The sequence below is a fragment of the Paenibacillus sp. HB172176 genome (genome assembly GCF_011947265.1).
Lineage (GTDB): Bacteria > Bacillota > Bacilli > Paenibacillales > Paenibacillaceae > Pristimantibacillus.
This window is the reverse complement of the sequence record NZ_JAATHD010000015.1, coordinates 82,823-99,511: the sequence shown is the minus strand read 5'-3', so window position 1 is coordinate 99,511 and position 16,689 is coordinate 82,823. Positions and strand designations below refer to the sequence as shown.

General features: G+C 53.2%; 13 protein-coding genes. 9 read left to right on the top strand and 4 right to left on the bottom strand.

Annotated elements, in window-relative coordinates; genetic code table 11:
* Nucleotides 1-37 precede the first annotated feature (37 nt).
* The 5 genes from HFP08_RS18640 to HFP08_RS18620 all read left to right on the top strand — a co-directional run bounded on the left by HFP08_RS18640 (nucleotide 38) and on the right by HFP08_RS18620 (nucleotide 6,457).
* Nucleotides 38-1,666 (top strand): extracellular solute-binding protein, encoded by a 1,629-nt coding sequence (locus tag HFP08_RS18640; protein ID WP_168122114.1) that lies wholly within the window; start codon nucleotides 38-40, stop codon nucleotides 1,664-1,666.
* Between the two features lie 23 nt (nucleotides 1,667-1,689).
* Nucleotides 1,690-3,561 carry an SUMF1/EgtB/PvdO family nonheme iron enzyme gene (locus HFP08_RS29335; protein WP_168122113.1) on the top strand — a complete coding sequence of 624 codons (1,872 nt, stop codon included), beginning with the start codon at nucleotides 1,690-1,692 and terminating at the stop codon, nucleotides 3,559-3,561.
* An 85-nt stretch (nucleotides 3,562-3,646) separates the two neighbouring features.
* Entirely contained in the window at nucleotides 3,647-4,558 is a 912-nt protein-coding gene (locus tag HFP08_RS18630) for a dihydrodipicolinate synthase family protein (RefSeq protein WP_168122112.1), read from the top strand.
* A gap of 192 nt (nucleotides 4,559-4,750) precedes the next feature.
* A complete protein-coding gene (locus HFP08_RS18625) occupies nucleotides 4,751-5,488 on the top strand; it encodes a phytanoyl-CoA dioxygenase family protein (protein ID WP_168122111.1) in 738 nt (245 codons plus the stop codon).
* A gap of 123 nt (nucleotides 5,489-5,611) precedes the next feature.
* Nucleotides 5,612-6,457 (top strand): helix-turn-helix transcriptional regulator, encoded by an 846-nt coding sequence (locus HFP08_RS18620; RefSeq protein WP_168122110.1) that lies wholly within the window; start codon nucleotides 5,612-5,614, stop codon nucleotides 6,455-6,457.
* A gap of 77 nt (nucleotides 6,458-6,534) precedes the next feature.
* Here HFP08_RS18620 and HFP08_RS18615 read toward each other — a convergent pair whose 3' ends face one another.
* Complete coding sequence (locus HFP08_RS18615; RefSeq protein WP_168122109.1) at nucleotides 6,535-7,356, bottom strand: helix-turn-helix domain-containing protein; 822 nt, start codon at nucleotides 7,354-7,356, stop codon at nucleotides 6,535-6,537.
* 140 nt (nucleotides 7,357-7,496) lie between these two features.
* On the opposite strand from HFP08_RS18615, the gene HFP08_RS18610 reads away from it, so the two are divergent.
* The gene (locus tag HFP08_RS18610; protein ID WP_168122108.1) at nucleotides 7,497-8,333 is read left to right on the top strand and encodes a phytanoyl-CoA dioxygenase family protein; all 837 of its coding nucleotides are present in this window, start codon (nucleotides 7,497-7,499) and stop codon (nucleotides 8,331-8,333) included.
* A gap of 372 nt (nucleotides 8,334-8,705) precedes the next feature.
* Here HFP08_RS18610 and yhbH read toward each other — a convergent pair whose 3' ends face one another.
* On the bottom strand, nucleotides 8,706-9,869 hold the full coding sequence (gene yhbH / locus HFP08_RS18605) for a sporulation protein YhbH (protein WP_206109283.1): 1,164 nt from the start codon (nucleotides 9,867-9,869) through the stop codon (nucleotides 8,706-8,708).
* Between the two features lie 97 nt (nucleotides 9,870-9,966).
* Nucleotides 9,967-11,223 carry an MFS transporter gene (locus tag HFP08_RS18600; RefSeq protein ID WP_481856585.1) on the bottom strand — a complete coding sequence of 419 codons (1,257 nt, stop codon included), beginning with the start codon at nucleotides 11,221-11,223 and terminating at the stop codon, nucleotides 9,967-9,969.
* A 205-nt stretch (nucleotides 11,224-11,428) separates the two neighbouring features.
* Here HFP08_RS18600 and HFP08_RS18595 point away from each other — a divergent pair, with 205 nt between their 5' ends.
* Nucleotides 11,429-12,604 (top strand): exonuclease SbcCD subunit D, encoded by a 1,176-nt coding sequence (locus tag HFP08_RS18595; protein ID WP_168122106.1) that lies wholly within the window; start codon nucleotides 11,429-11,431, stop codon nucleotides 12,602-12,604.
* Nucleotides 12,601-15,723, top strand: coding sequence for an AAA family ATPase (locus HFP08_RS18590; RefSeq protein WP_168122105.1), 3,123 nt, complete (start codon nucleotides 12,601-12,603; stop codon nucleotides 15,721-15,723). Before HFP08_RS18595 ends, HFP08_RS18590 begins: the two co-directional genes overlap by 4 nt.
* 30 nt (nucleotides 15,724-15,753) lie before the next feature.
* On the opposite strand, the gene HFP08_RS18585 is transcribed toward HFP08_RS18590, so the two are convergent.
* A complete protein-coding gene (locus tag HFP08_RS18585; RefSeq protein ID WP_168122104.1) occupies nucleotides 15,754-16,221 on the bottom strand; it encodes a hypothetical protein in 468 nt (155 codons plus the stop codon).
* Between the two features lie 66 nt (nucleotides 16,222-16,287).
* Here HFP08_RS18585 and HFP08_RS18580 point away from each other — a divergent pair, with 66 nt between their 5' ends.
* Complete coding sequence (locus HFP08_RS18580; protein ID WP_168122103.1) at nucleotides 16,288-16,668, top strand: DUF423 domain-containing protein; 381 nt, start codon at nucleotides 16,288-16,290, stop codon at nucleotides 16,666-16,668.
* Nucleotides 16,669-16,689: the final 21 nt, after the last annotated feature.

Below are 16,689 nucleotides of genomic sequence, written 5' to 3'. Positions count from 1 at the left end.
TTCATTCCTTTCAATTCTGACACTAGGGGGAGTTCAAATGAAAAGTTCGAAGTTGGCAAGCAAATGGATAATTACGGCTATGGCGGTTGTGTTGATCGCAAGTGGATGTTCTTCTAATAAAGGGAATTCTGGAAGCAATCCGTCAGCTTCAAATGGCGCGGCATCAAGTGCGCCGAGCGAAGCGGGAGAGAATGCGAGCGGCAAGCTGACTGACAAGGATGTCGAATTTACCATTGCCCTGAGCGAAAATGCGTTGCAGCCAATCAATGCGGATTCTCCGTCATTGCAAGTGATTTATGAGAAAACAGGCATAAAGCTGAAGCCGGTTGTTATTCCCGGCGCAGATTATGCTACGAAGATGAACACCCTGCTGGCGGGCGGCAAGCTGCCGGATTTCTTCCTGCTGTGGGGCGAACCGATGGAGATTTACGATTCGGGCGCGTTGCTGCCGATGCGAGAGCTGATTGAAAAGAATGCTCCCGAAATACAGAAGTATTATGATACGGTAGAAGGTCTCGACCGTACGATGATTATGAACGATATTTACACGCTTCCCATGATTAGAGCGGATGAAAACTATGAAAAAGGCACGTTGCCGATTATCCGTACCGACTTGCTCGAAGAGCAGGGCTTGGATATTCCAACAACTTGGGATGAATTATACGACGTATTGCTCAAGCTCCGCGATGCGTATCCAAATTCAATTCCATACGGCGCGCGCGGCGATAATCGTCTGTTGATCGACACGTTAAGTCCTCTTCGCAGCCTGGGCGCGCATTATGATCTGTATCCGAACACAGACGGAGTTTGGGAATTGGGACGAACGCAGGACTCCTATAAAGGCGCGCTTGAAATGTACAATAAAATGTACGAAAACAAAATTCTTGATAATGAATATTTGCTGGTAGACACACAATCCTGGCTTGAAGGCTTGTCGAGCGGAAAATATCTATTCTTCTATGATAATCCGGTATTTATTGACCGTGTCACACAACCGCTCAAGCAAATTCAGCCTAACGCCAAATTCGAGCCGCTGCCTATTCTGGCTAATGCTGACGGCGAACGCAAAAATTACAAGCAGCCTGATCATTATTTCAATCGTTGGGGCGTTAACAAAAAAGTCAGCGATCCCGAGCTGGCTGTGAAATTCTTGAACTGGCTCTACAGCGAAGAAGGCATGCTTGCCCTCAATTATGGGGAAGAAGGCGTTGATTACGAACTGGATAGTGAAGGCAAACCGCAATGGAAACAAGAAATCGTCGACAAATACAGCAGCGTTGAAAATGGATTCTATACCCTGCAATCGGATCTCGGCGTAGGCGAATTGTTCTTCTCGCCTGTATGGCTGTCTGCCGCTGCTGATTTGTTCCGTGCGCCAGCCGAGGACAGCATTAGTCCACTGTATGTGCATAATCTGTATAAGGACGATCCGGCTATTATTTCGATCCCGCAGCTGCCGCCGTTTACACAGGAAGAAGGCACGCGTCTGAAGGAAATTCGTCAAACGATCAACGATTATTCGCAAGTGCAATTGAACAAATTTGTGAGCGGTGAGAAGGATCTGTCGGAGTTTGAAAGCTTTGCTCAGGAAATCATGAGCAAGGGCGGCAAGGAGATGGAGGAAATTGCCAATGCTGCTGAACAAAGGTTCCAGGAAAATAGATAAGATAGCGGGAGGTTGAAGCGGTTTTGTTGAATCAATGGGGCATCATGATGAAGAACTATTCGTCCAGAAGTTATGTGCGGGGCAATAGAGCCGGCAAGTACGACGAAAAACCGGTGCATGCGGTCACATTTCCTCATGGCTTCCAACTGTCTGAACAGCCGATTACATTCGCCCAATATGAGAAGTTTCGACCTGGATTTCGGGATGAATTACGGAAGATTTTGAGATGGTCCGAGGAGAATTTGGCGGAGTATCCCGAATATAATGAAGATTTGCTTGGTGAACATGACCCGGTTGTAGGCGTTACGTGGTATGATGCAACAGCCTTCTGTGAATGGTTGAGCGGTCAAGCTGGCAAAGCATACCGTCTGCCGACGGAAGCAGAATGGGAATATGCCGCGCTTGTCGGGGAAGGAACCCATTCTGTCCTTCCCGGCGGAGAAGGGGCGAGCGTAGAGGAATGGTGTTTGGACTGGTACGGTCCTTATTTGGCCGAGGACCAATTCAATCCCGGCGGTTATGCGGAAGGCGTGACCAAGGTAACGCGCGGGGCTTGCGAATTGCAGCCTGCTTCATCGCGAACGATAACGAATCGCATGAGCTTTCTTCCCGGCGCTCGATATCCAAGGCTAGGCTTCCGCATTGCATCCGGAGAACAGCCCATTCTGCATGAGAAGCGTCAGCCGACGCCATTGCATGAAACGAATGTGGCGCAAAGCGAGGCGGATTGGAAGCCGGTTTCTGGCAAGCAGCCGGTATTTATTTCGCCGATATCCTTTGTTCGCATACCGAAGGATGCAATGGGCCCTGTATTCGCAAGCCATAATCACTTCCCGTCGATTACTTGGTGTCCCAACGGCGACCTGCTGGCTACCTGGTTTACCGATCCGGGAGCCAGTTATACAGGAGAAGAAGGCAGTCAACTCAATATCGCCGCAGCCAGACTGCGGCGAGGAGCCTCCGAGTGGGAAGAGGCGTCGTTGTTCTACTCGGCTGCGGATCGCAACGATCACTCCGCTTCGTTGTGGACGAATCGGGAGAACGGCCGCCTGTACCATTTTCAAGGAACAGGCAGCTTTCCGAAGCAGGGAAATCAGATATTATTCATGCGGCACAGCGATGACAGCGGCGCAAGCTGGTCCACTCCGCGAGTGATGAGCGACAAGCGTTCCATGTGGAATCCGCATGTGTTGATGAAGACAAGGGCTGGTCATATGATTTTAACCAGCGATTTCAACTTCGACCAGCCTATGTGGGGCCGCATTATCGTCAGTAAGGACGATGGGGAGACCTGGCATCAGCCCGCGGGCCGCATTGTTGGACAGCATCCCGGTATTGTCGAGCTCCGGGATGGCAGATGGCTTGCCATTGGGCGTGATAACTTGAATACGCAGCATGAAGCTGTTCAGGGAGTTGGTGTGCCGATCAGTATAACAGCCGATGAAGGAGAAACATGGACTTATCGACGTGAACCGGCGCTGGGTCTCGGCTTCAACTGGCGTCAGCGGCCTGTTCTGATTCGACTGGAGGAAGGCCCGCTTCTGTTTATCGGATTTACGGATAAATGGGGAACGCCGGATGCCGGGTTTGTGAACGGAGTCGAATTCGTGGATCAGGCGGGTGTAAGACGCAAGGGCTACGGGATGTTCGCGGCCTTGTCGGAAGATGAAGGCGAGACATGGACGGGCCACAAGCTGCTGACGCCTGGCTCCGAACGAAAGGAATATGACGGCGGCGGCAATACGGAATGGTTCGAGACCGATGCGTCGCATGCCGAGCCGGCGGGCTATATTCAGGCGATTCAATCGCCTGACGGCATGATTCATCTTATTTCAAGCAAGCTGCATTATCGCTTTAATTATGCCTGGCTCAGAATGCCGACTGTTGCCGAATAAGCCGATTGTCGAAGCGTTTCACAGCAAGAAATGAGTATGAAGGCAGACAAAAGCATTAAGAACAGGAATGGGGGCAACCGCAGAGATGAAGAAACTGCACGGAGTAACAACAGCTATGGTTACTCCCTTTGACGAGCACGGCTCAGTCAGTCTGGACAAGGTTGAAAGGCTGACGGATTACTTGATTGAAAGAGGTGTACATTGCTTGTACCCGCTTGGCACGACGGGTGAGATGGTCAGATTGTCGACGGAAGAGCGCAAGGCTGTTGCGGAAACGGTTGTGCGCCAGGCTGCGGGTCGGGTGACCGTCTATATTCATACAGGCGCGATTCGGCTGGAAGACGCGCTGGAACTGTCACGCCATGCGGCGGATATTGGGGCCGACGGCATTGGAGCGGTGACGCCGATTTTCCTTGGAGCGAACGCGCGCGAGATGGACTATTATTATACGGCCATCGCCTCCAGCGTGCCAGAGCAATTCCCGGTGTATCTGTATAATATTCCGCAATGTTCTGCCAATGATTTGTCGGCAGCGTCTGCGGAGGAACTGGCACAGCGTCATCCCAACGTGGTGGGCATCAAGTACAGCCTTGCCGACATGCTGCGCACCAGTGAATATCTTGCGGTGCGCAGTGGAGATTTCTCGGTCGTTCAAGGAACGGACCGCCTCTTCCTGGCTTCGCTTGCGATGGGTTGCGACGGGGTCGTATCCGGAGTTTCCTGCGTGTTTCCGGAACCTTTTGTGGCGATTTATGAAGCTTATCGCAGCGGGGATCTCCTTAAGGCGAGGATGTGGCAGCGTGTGGCTGTACAATACTGCGAAACGCTGCGCAACGGCAGCAACATGGCCTATTTCAAGGCGGCGCTGCGCTATCGCGGCGTTGACGCAGGGTATATGCGTCTGCCGCAGCTCGACTTGCCTGATAACGAAGCAGCGATTCTTGAGCGGCAACTCCAGGATCTTGATGCAGAATTTTTGGCTCCTTCGGCTTTTTGAAATGCAATCATCCGAATGAATAAATGGTATCTAGCAGAAAAGGACGAGAATCTCATAAATTCTCGTTCTTTTTTGTTGAGGAATAGTCCCGAAGAAAAGTTAACTCTGCCGGAAATAACGAGAAGTACTGAAGAGTCCCGTCCGTTAAGATGGAACTATCACCAACAACCACATTAACGGAGGAGAATTTCAATGACAAACCATGTGATTTCGGAAAGGGAAGTCGAGTTTTACAACAAAAACGGATATAAGCTTCATAAGAAACCGTTGTTCAGCGAGCAAAAAATGAAGGAGCTCAGCGGCATCTTCGAAGAGCAATGGGAGCTTGTCGGCAGAAAGCTGAACAGCGAGCTGGATACGCCGCATTTCCGCGACGAGCGCCTGCTTAAATTTCTGCTTAGCGACGAGGTGCTTGATTTGGTAGAGCCAATCATCGGACCGAATATCGGATTATGGTCCAGTCACTTCATCTGCAAGGAACCGCTGATTGGCAAGCAAACGCCGTGGCATGAAGATTCCGCTTATTGGAACGGACGGCTGAGCCGGTTCGACAAGATTGTTACCGTATGGCTCGCGATCGACCGCAGCTGGCAAGAGAATGGCTGCATGCGCGTCATTCCAGGCACGCATACAGGAGGATTCTCCGAGTATGAGAAAGTCGACGGCAAGGATAATATATTCGACTCGGAAATCAAAAATATGGATGCTTCCAACGCCGTTTACTTCGAGCTTGAGCCTGGGGAATGCTCTTTGCATGATTCTCGCATTATCCACGGTGCCGCTCCCAACAAGAGTCCGTATCGCCGCTGCGGCTATACGATGAGATATTTCTCGACCGAAGCGAAAGTGTTCGAGGAGAAAAATCCGAATCATAAGGTATGGCTGGCAAGAGGCAAGGATCTGGCTGGAAGTTCATTCGTTAATGTATAATGACTAGTAGAGGTTGTTCAAAAAGCCCAATTTCAATAACGATGCTAAACTGTGAGTAACTCGGCATCCCATATTGAATTCGGACTTTTTGAACACGCACTATTTGGCGGAGGAGGGAGAAGGATGAAAAACGAGTCGCCCGAGCGGCTGCTGGAGAGCAATTTCATGACCTTATCTTCCTCGTTCCGTATGTTCAAGCAAGTCGTTGCCGACAAAGTCGACATTCATTGGCATGATTTCTTCGAGATGGGCTGCATCGTCTCCGGCACGGGTCTCCATGTCGTGAACGGGCAATCCTACCGGCTTCAGCCGGGCATGGTGTTTCTGCTGACGAAGGCTGATTTCCACGAGCTGATTCCGGATGAAGGACAAACCATTGAGCTTTTCGACTTTGTATTTAACGATTCCCTGTTGCGTCCAGCTATCTATGAACCCTTATTCGGTCCTTCCGGCTTGCTTATTCATACCTTCGAAGGGGATCAGGCTCGGAGTATAACGTCGGAATTCGCGCTTCTATGGGAGGAGTCGCAGCATTGGCAATTCGGCAGCGAAATCATCGTGCAAGGCAGCTTTGAACGAATAGTAATCTCGCTTGCCAGACAGCTCGACGCAAAAAGGCCGAGCGGTCCCAACACGGGCATGGAAACGATGCATCCATCGATTCGAAAGGCGCTGCTTCATATTCAGCATCGGTTCCGGGAGCCCCTCTCTCTTGCGTCCGCCGCGAGTTACGCGGGGTTGTCCGCCAATTATTTCAGCGAATGCTTCAGCAAGCAGGTCGGTCTATCGTTCCAGGAGTATTTGAACGAAAGAAGATTGCAATTTGCATCCGCTATTCTCCGCAGCAGTACGCTGTCTGTTACGGAAGTCTGCTTCGCGGCGGGATTTAATACAATTCCCCATTTCGATCGGACGTTCAAGCTGAAATTCGGCTGTTCGCCAAGGGAGTACAGGAAACAAATCAATTGATTCAGGCGGGACGGCCAGCATGAGTGAAGACTAGCAAGATCGTTACTACGAAGGAGCGCTGCGAATCACAGCCGGCTTCAATTGTCTCTCGAGGGCGCTGTGACGAGCGGCTTTGCCGCCCTCGAAGGGCTATACCCTCTAACCTTTTTGAATTGTTTGCTGAAATAGTAGATGTTCTGGTAGTTCAGCGCTTCCGCCACCTCGCCCACTGTCATGCCGTGATGGCTTAATAGCAGCTCCGCGCGCTCAATCTTCTTCTCGATGATATAACTCTCAATGGTCTGTCCCATCACTTCCCTGAATTTCAAAGAGAAGTATCTCGGGGAGAGGAATGCCCGCTTGGCCAGTTCCGCGATCGTGCCGGACTTGGCAGGATTCTCCCGAATGGCGGCGGCAATCTTCATCACGGCTTCAAAATGAGGGTTTTGCCTGCTGCTCGAATCTTCCCCGCCGGACATAATCTCCCGCTCGAAGCCAATCATAAGGAGATGAAGCAGTATACTCGCTTCTTCAACATGTCGATGTTCCTTGAATGTCATAAGGTGAACGAATCGATCCAGATAGGCTTCGAAGGCAAGCGGCGAAGCAATATCGCAACGGGAAGGGAGTGAGTCGAGCCATGCGGAACCCTCACTCGCCTCGAAATGAATATAAGTGACGACTAGCGGCTGATGGGGATTATGCCACGCGTCCACTAAATCGCCGGGCCGAAACAGATAGCACTGGTTGTGGGCAAGGGAATGATTCACGCCGTTCAGATTAAGCTGCCCTTCTCCCCGCCATACATACCATAGATCATAATCCTGGAACGGAATGTCGCCGCGATTCCATTTCCACCCTCGTTCGCATTCGACCTTGCCATAAGATTCTCCCGGAATGAAAGTTGGAATATCCGTCATCCTCCGCCAAGCTCCTTTCTTCTATTCCATTCATCAAATTATATAAATCAATGATTCAAATATTACATTTAAATTTAAATATTATTACTTTATCATCGAAGTATGCGATATGCAAATAGTATAAATAGGCGGTGCGGGATATGAAGAAAACGGATTCTATGAGTACGCCCGAGGAAATTTCAGAACGACTCTATCGTTTTGATCGCATTTCGAAGACTTACGCGAATCTGGACCGGTTAGGGGAGAACGAGTGGAAGGAGTATAAGGCTGTCGGTTATTTGGCAGTCGATAAGGTCCTCGAACAGCAAGAGGTGCAAGAAGCGATTGATGCTTTGATGGAGATCATCTTCGAGGATGCGAAAGGAGCGTCAATCCAGTTTTCCAAGCCCTCAAGCGAACTGAAGACGAATGAAGAAAGAGAGCTCGCCGTGCGCAAGGTGCATCAATTCGTTGAACGGGATGATCGCCTTAAGCATGTCGCCTATCATCCGGACATTCTTCGAGCGGCCGAGTCGATCTTGGGCGAGAAACCGAAGCTCGCGCAGGACATGGCGCTGCTGAAGCCGCCGAATGGAGGCGGGGAGAAGCCTTGGCATCAAGATATGGCCTATGGCAATCTTGCTTACGACAAGCCGGTGGTTGGCGTATGGATTGCGCTCGACGAAGCGGCGCTGGACAACGGCTGCATGCATGTCTTGGCGGGATCGCATGGGGATGGGGCCACACCGCATTATGCCGTGCGCGATTGGCAATTATGCGATTCGCATGTCGCCGTCGAGAAGGATGTGGCGGTGCCGCTGCCTCCCGGAGGCTTAATGTTCTTCCACGGACTGCTGAAGCACGGGACGCCTTACAATTTGTCGCCGAAGCGGCGCCGCGCGCTGCAGTTCCATTACGTCGGCGAGTCTGCGGTCAAGCTCAGCCCGCAGGAATACAAGCGGACGTTCACGAACGAATTGTCCGGCGCCGAGTGCTGATTGCGATGAAGAGTATTCAAGCTGTTCATGTATCGCTTATCGGCACAGTGATCGTTCGAATAAGTCGATAATCGTCATACGCTCATTAACCGATCGTTCGTAGCGGGAGACGATTTGCGAGGCTGCGCCCGAAGCCGCGGAAAAGATTCGTACGGGTACAGACAAAAGAGCCGCCCGCTGAATTAACTTTCAACGGGCGGCATGCAGGAGCGACTCACTCAGCGCGAAGATCCGGTATTTTCGAGTGTACGAATAGAGTCCGATTTGAGATTCGTGATGCTTATTTGAACCGACGAGCGCGGACCATCATGTAAGAGGTTGGAATGGATGCAGCGGGCGCTCATCCTGTTTAAATATTTCAATGAAGTTACTCTACACCACGGCACCCTCCCGCTTGCTGAAAAACGATTTCAACGCGTTGTACACCTCGCCTTTCTCCTTGATGACGTAATACATGAAATGCTGCATGTTGATATGCTTGTAGGCGGACATGAGCGTGGAGGAGCGGTTGTACTGGTTCACCTCGCCGTAGCCGAACAGATTGGAGCGCTTCAGCAGCTCGCCAATCAGCTTCACGCAGCGTTCGTTGTCGCTCGTCAGATTGTCGCCGTCGGAGAAGTGGAACGGATAGATGTTGTACATGCTGGGGTTGAAGCGGGTATCGATAATTTCCAGCGCCTTCATATAGGCGGAGGAGCAGATGGTGCCGCCGCTCTCGCCGCGCGTGAAGAATTCCTCCTCGCTGACCTCCTTCGCTTCCGTATGATGCGCGATGAACACGATATCCACCTTCTCGTACTGATGCCGCAGGAAACGGGTCATCCAGAAGAAGAAGCTGCGCGCGACGTATTTCTCGAAGGAGCCCATGGAGCCGCTCGTGTCCATCATCGCCAGAATAACCGCATTCGATTGCGGCTTGATGACTTCCTCCCAGGTTTTGTACCTGAGATCGTCCGGAGAGATGCCGTGAATGCCGGGCTTGCCCGAGTTGGCGTTGCGTCGCAGGTTCTCCATGATCGTTTTCTTCTTGTCGATATTGGACATGATGCCTTTCTTGCGAATATCGTTGAACCGAACTTCCTTCGTTTCGAGCTGATCCTTGTCTTTGTTTTTCAGGAAAGGCAGCTCGAGCTCCTCGAACAGCATTGTCTCCAGCTCTGCGAGCGTTATCTCTGCCTCTACATAATCCTCGCCAGGCTGATCGCCCGCTCCTTCGCCCTTGCCGCCCTTCTTCGCCGCCTGCGGATCTACGCCGAGCACGTCGCCGACCTGGCTGTCGCCATCCCCTTGGCCGACATGCTTATTCTTGTTGTGATTATAAACAAAGCGGTATTCATCCAGGCTCCGAATCGGCACTTTGATAACCTGCTTGCCGTCAGACATGACAATGCTTTCCTCGGAGACGAGATCCGGCAAATTTTGCTTGATCGCTTCGCGGACCTTCTGTTGATGCCGCGCCTGATCCTGATATCCTTTGCGATGCAATGACCAATCCTCACGTGACACGATGAACATGCCGCTGTCTCCCGGACTCATATCCCAGCACCTCCCTGCTTGAATTCTTTGTTGTTATTCAATATATTCAAGCAATGAGCGGTTATGTGAACGAAATTCGTCCAATTCTAGCATTTGGTCAGATTAATTGATCCCTCTTCCTCAGCGCGCGATAGAGCATGATCGCTGTTGCAGAGCATAACAGCGCGCATAATCCGATGAAGATATAGCCGGCTTGCAGACCGGCGATCAACCCGGCGCGATTGTCGGAGGCATCCTCGAACAGATGCTTGATGCCATCTGTAATGACGCCGATGGCGAAGTTGCCGAGCACGCTGGCAATGCCCATCATCGTTACCGTGAACGTAATGGCAGTGGAGCTGTTGCCTGCGTAACGTCTCGCAAGCAGCGCCATGACGGTCGGGTAGATTGGAGCGATGCCGATTCCCGCCGCCGCGAACAAGAAGGCGCCGCCTTCACCGACGAGCACCGCGGCAATGGAGCAGATGCCCGAGAACGCCGATAGAACGATGAGCGACAGCGTATAGCCGATGCGATCCGTGACCGGGCCAAGCAGCAGCCGCGCAAGCATGAAGCAGAAGAAGAAGGCCGACAGCATGCCGGAGGAGGCTTCGGTGCTCCAGTCATATGCCTTCTCTAGAAAATTGACCAGCCAGCCCCCGACGGCAAGCTCGCTGATAACGCCGAAGGAGAGCACGAGCACGATGAGCCAGGCCGTCTTGTCTCTGGCGAAGACGCGCAGCGGGGTCCGGCCTTCATAATGCTCTTCCTCCGGCGGCAGCTTCGCCGCGAGCGTCGGCAGCATAGGGAGCACGGATAAAGAGAGCATGAGCGCATACATGCCCCGCCAGCCCAGCTCCGTGCCGAAGAGCTCGACGCCCATTAGACCGGCGGCGATGAGCGGCGCAAACATCGAGCTGAGTCCATAGAAGAAATGGGCAAGATTCATCATGGCGCCCGTATTTCGGATGAATATTCTCGCCGCCAGCAGCGCCAAAGCGATTTCGAGCATTCCATTGCCGATGTACATGAAGAAATAAGCGGCGGACAGCGTTGTGTATGTGGCTGCGAGATAGATGAACAAGCCTGACAGCGCCATCGATCCGAAGGAAAGCAGCGTTGTCGCGCGGAGTCCGATTCTGCGGTCGAGCCAGCCCGTGAAGCCGCAAGCGAGCAAATATCCCAGGGAATTGAAGGAGAGCAGCAGCCCGATCTGGAATTCGTCAAGACGGAGATCCGCCTGCATGCGCGGCAGCGCGGGGCCCTTAATATTTTCCGAAAATCCGAAGATTAGAAAGCCGACGAAGACGACGGCGAATAACAGAATGCGGTTGCGGGGCGTGGAAGCCCGAGAAAAACGTGACAAGTTGTTCAAACCTCCGATGAATATTGTGTATGCCCTGTGCGAATCCATGTGTTCTAATAGACTACTCTAACTGGAATTCCGGCATATGACAACTTCATTCTCGCTTCTTGCAGGAAGCGCTGTAGCGACCTGATCGACGGGATGATAGAATAGAAGAACTGGAATAGAAGAACTGGGTTATGAGGAAGGATTGAGATGAGGGGGAACGAATCTTATGAAGCTGTTCCACACGGCCGATTGGCATTTGGGCAAGCTGGTGCAGGGAATCTATATGACGGAGGATCAGCGGCATGTGCTTGAGCAATTTCTGCAGGCCGTCGCCGATGAACGTCCCGATGCGATTATTATAGCAGGAGATTTGTATGATAGAGGCGTTCCGCCGACCGAAGCGGTCGAGTTGCTGGACGAGCTGCTTGAGCGAATGGTCATAGGGCTTGGCGTGCCGGTGCTTGCGATAGCGGGCAATCACGACAGTCCCGATCGGATTAACTTCGGTGCGAGGCTGATGGCGAATAGAGGCTTGCATTTGAGGGGGCATCTGAGCGGCGATTTGAAGCCGGTCGTATTAAGCGACGGGCACGGAGAAGTTCACTTTCATCTCGTTCCTTACGCGGATCCGGCCGCTGTTCGTCATGCGCTCGGCGATGATGCCATCCGTTCGCATGACGATGCGATGAGAGCGTTGACGGCGAGGTTGAAGGCCGGCATGGACGAAGCTGCCAGACATGTTCTGATCGGACACGCTTTCGTTACGCAGGGAGGACATCCGGAAGACAATACCAGCGATTCCGAGAGGCCGCTTGCCATCGGCGGCGCCGAATATGTCAACGCATCTTATTTTGACGGCTTCCATTATACGGCGCTCGGCCATCTGCATCAGGCGCATTATGTCGGCAAGGAAACGGTTCGCTACGCCGGCTCTCCGTTGAAATATTCGATCTCGGAGGAGAAGCACAGTAAGGGCTACCTGGTGGTGGAGCTGGACGGAACGGGAGCTGTCTCGGTGGAGAAGCGGGAGCTGAAGCCGCTGCGCGACATGAGAAGAATATCGGCTTACATCGAAGAGCTGGAGACTCATCCAGTCAATGAAGACTATGTCTATGTGACCCTGCTTAATGATAATCCGGTTCTATATCCAATGGAGAAGGTGCGAGCCGTCTATCCGAACGCGATGCATGTGGAGCGCAAGACGTTTCTGGGCCGTGAAGGCGGCGCAGCGCCTGGCGATGAGGCCGCACGCGATCGGAAGAGCAGGCAGGAAGCGGATCCGATCGCTCTGTTCGCGGCTTTCTATCAGGAAGTGAAGGGCGAGGAGCTGTCGCGGGAGAAGCAGGAGCTGTTCGCTGCCTCCGTGCAGGAGCTGCTGAAGGAGGAGGGCGAGGCGATATGAGACCGATTAAATTGACGATGACCGCATTCGGGCCTTATCGCGATGCGGAAACGATAGATTTCACAGAGCTGGGCGGGCAGCGGCTGTTCGTGATCTCCGGCAATACCGGAGCGGGCAAGACTTCGATCTTCGATGCGATCTGCTTCGCGATCTACGGCTCGGCAAGCGGCGAGGATCGCTACGATATTCGCATGCTGAGAAGCCATTATGCGGATGACGATACATACACTTCCGTCGAGCTGGATTTCGCGGTGGGCTCGCGAAGCTATCGCGTATTCAGGCAGATGAAGCATCGCAAGAGCGGGAACAAGAGCGAGACAGGTGAGAAATCGGAGCTGTACGAACTTGTCGGAGACGCTTGCGAGCCGATCGTGGATCGCTTCATCGCCACGGAGGTCAGCGCGAAGCTGCTGTCCATTGTCGGATTGACTAAGGAGCAGTTCGGTCAGATCGTCATGCTGCCGCAAGGCGAATTCCGTAAGCTTCTAACTTCGGATACGGATAATAAGGAAGAAATTCTGAGACGTATATTCCGCACCGAGCTCTTCGAGAAGCTCGAAGGGAGGTTTCAGCAGCAGAACCGCGAGCTGCAGGATGCTTTGAAATCGGCAAGAGCGGATTGCTTTGCCATTATGCGGCAGGCGGAGGAGGCTCTCCCCCGGCGGGAGGATGGTGTTCTGACCGCAACTTTCCAGCAGGAAAGCTACAACTCTTCCCAGGTTCGGGAAGGCCTTATGGGCGAGGCAGCTTATTATGAGGAGCAAGCGAAGGGAGCGGCCGAAGCGAAGGCGGAGTGGAACAAGAAGCTTGACGAGAGTCAGGAGAAGCTGAGAAACGCGCTCGCCGTCAACGAGCGCTTCGAGCTTCTGGAGCGAATGCGCGGACAACTGGAGCTCTGCAACGAACAGGAGCCTGCCATTCAAAGGCAGGAGAGGGAGCTCTCTCTTGCCGGCCGCGCAGCCGCCATAAGACCTTATGAGGATCAAGCGAACCGCGCGGAGCGCGCAAGCAAAGAAGCGGAAGCGGAGCTGACCCGCAAGCGCCATGAGCTGGACAGCATGAAGCAGCGGGCGGAGGCTGCGGAGAATGAATACAAGAAGGAAGCGGCGAGAGAGGAAGAACGCCGTTTGGCGGAGCTGGAGCTTCACCGATTGGGGGAACTCCTCCCGGTTGTGGAGTCGCTTGCGGAGCAACAGTCGGAAGTCGGGCGGCTGCAGCGTCAAGAGATCGACGCAAGCGGGAAACTGAGGGCAGCCGAGAGCGGTTTGCAAGCCGTGCGCAAGCAGCGCCAGCAGACGCAAGAAGCCGTGGCGAACTCCGAGAAAGCCTTTGTCGCTCTGCCTGTTAAGCAAGAGAGGCTGCGCGGCTTGGAGCGGCAAGGCAAAGGAGTCAAACGGCTGCTCGAGCTTGACGCAGAAATGCTGAGGAATGAAGAGCTGGAGCGCACAAGCAGCCTTCAGTTGGAACAGCTTAGGCGCGATTACGAACAGCTGGAGAAAAACTGGGTGGAAGGTCAAGCCAGCTTGCTTGCGCAGCATCTGCATGATGGCGAGAGCTGCCCGGTATGCGGCAGCTTGCAGCATCCCTTGAAAGCCGCAAGCAAAGCGAATATGCCCTCCAAAGAGCTGTTGCAGGAGCGAAAACAGCAATTGTCGGTGCTCGAAACCGAATTTCTGGGAGCTCGAGCGCAGACAGCCGCCGCTTCCAGCGCAGCCTCGCGAGAGAAAGCGGAGCTCTCCGAATCAGGTCTCGAGGAGCGGGTTGCGCCCGGCCAAACGCTCGACGGGCAGACGCTCGCCAAGCTTCAGTCGGAGCTCCGCTCGGAATGGAAGAAGCTGAAGGAAGAATGCGATCAACTCGCGATTGCGGCGAAAAAGCTGGATGAACACAGGAATACATGGAGTGAGCAGGAGAAGCGGGCGGAGTCTCTCGAAGCGGAGAAGGATTCGCTTCGAGGAGAGCTGCACAACATCCAGGTGGAACGCAATGCGCTGGAGCACAGTCTTCATAAGGAAATGGAACGAATTCCGGAAGAGCTCCGGACGGCATCCGCGTTGAGGCTTCGACTCGCTTCGCAATCGAAACGCCATGATGAATTGCAGAAGCGGTGGCAGCGAGCCCAAGAGGAGAGGCAGGACTGCTTGACGAAGCTTGCCGAGCTTGGAGCGATAGCGGAGCAAGCCGCGCTTCATGCGCAGGGCGCAGCCAAGGATGCCGAGGATCGCTTGGAGCAATTCCGAATGGAATGGAGCCAAGCTGGTTTCGCCTCTCTCGAAGCTTATGCGTCCGCGGCAAGAACCGAAGATGAGACGAGGCTGCTTCAAGAGAAGATTCAGAATTTCCGCACTTCGGTTGCGGCTTTGAAGGAGCAGCTAGCGGGCCTGGAGCTGGAGCTTGCGGGCAAGCTCCGAACGGATACGGAGGCGCTGCAGATCAGGCTGGCTCAGCTTCGCGAGGGACTCGAGGCTGCTATCGCGGCGGAGCAGTCTTCGATTGCCCGAAGTCTGGAGGCCGCAAGACTGGCAGAGTCGATTGCCCGTTCCTCCGAGCGGGAGAGCTCGCTCGAGCTGAAGCTTGGCCAGGTGCTGGATATTTATCAGATGCTCAAGGGAGACAACGCGCTCAAGATATCCTTTGAGAGATATATTCTCATCGAATATTTGGAGCAAATTTTAGCGATGGCGAATGTGAGGCTGAAGGAGCTCTCGAACGGGCAATTCGAGCTGGTTCGAAGCGATCGATTGGAAGCGAGAGGCAAGCAGAGCGGACTCGGGCTGGATGTATACGATGCCTATACCGGTCAGAATCGGGATGTAAAGTCTTTGTCGGGCGGAGAGAAATTCAATGCGTCGCTCTGTCTGGCGCTCGGGATGACCGATGTGATTCAAGCCCATCAGGGCGGCATTTCCATCGAGATGATGTTCATTGATGAAGGCTTCGGTTCGTTGGACGAAGAATCGCTGCAGCATGCCATTGCGGCATTGATCGATTTGCAGCGCGCGGGCAGAATGATCGGGGTCATCTCCCATGTGCAGGAGTTGAAAGAAGCCTTCCCTGCTTGCATTGAGGTTAGCAAGACGAAGGAAGGCTTCAGCCGAACGGCTGTTATTGTGAAATAAAACATCGCTTGACGGCCGCTCGTTCGCCGTTCAGGCCGAAAAGCTGGCCACAATCAATCCAAAGACAAAGAGTCCGACGGTTCCGAGAACGATCAAACCGTTCAGAACGACGCCGATTACGCCGAACAGCTTCCGGACATCTTTGACGACGACGCCGACGATGCCGAGAATAAGGCCGATAAACGCCAGTCCGACCGATGCGAATATAATAATGGCGGCGACCACGATATAGACCAGGGCGTCCTTTAATTGCTCGTCACTGTTAAGCCGGTCTTCGATAGTGGATTTGTCGCCGGCTTCATAATCCTCGGAGATGCTTTTGAGCTCCTCGATGAAGCTGTCGTTGCTTGAAATATCGCTCGCGAATATGGCCGCCAGAATGCCGGCGGCTATCATCATGAGCACGGCGATCAGCGCAATGACGAAGGAGGCGATGCCCAGCTTGCCATGCTTCAAGCCTTGAGGCTCCTCGGGGGTTTCAGATAGGTACGTTTCCATGTCCGATTCTCCATTTCCTTTTTATTTCTAATGAGTATACACAAAAAAGAAGGGATTGAACATCTCATGTTTCCAAAATATTTCATCATTGGCGCAATCAGCGCCGCTCTGGCTATTGCTTTCGGCGCTTTCGGAGCGCATGGCCTGGAGGATCGAATCAGCGAACATCTTCTGGATGTGTTCGAGACGGGAGTCCGCTATCAGATGTACAGCGCGCTTGGTCTGATGCTTGTTTCGCTGATGGTCAAGGTGGTCGGCGGCAATCGCAATGCCGAGAGGGGAGCGGCGTTCATCTTTGCGGGCATGATTATTTTCAGCGTGAGTCTCTATGTTCTTGCGCTAACAGACATATCCATCCTGGGGGCCATTACGCCTATTGGCGGGGTGGCGATGCTGATCGGCTGGGTCTATGTGATTGCAGGCGCGTGGAAGCTTGGCAAACAATAAGCATTTAGCTTTGATTTTGGC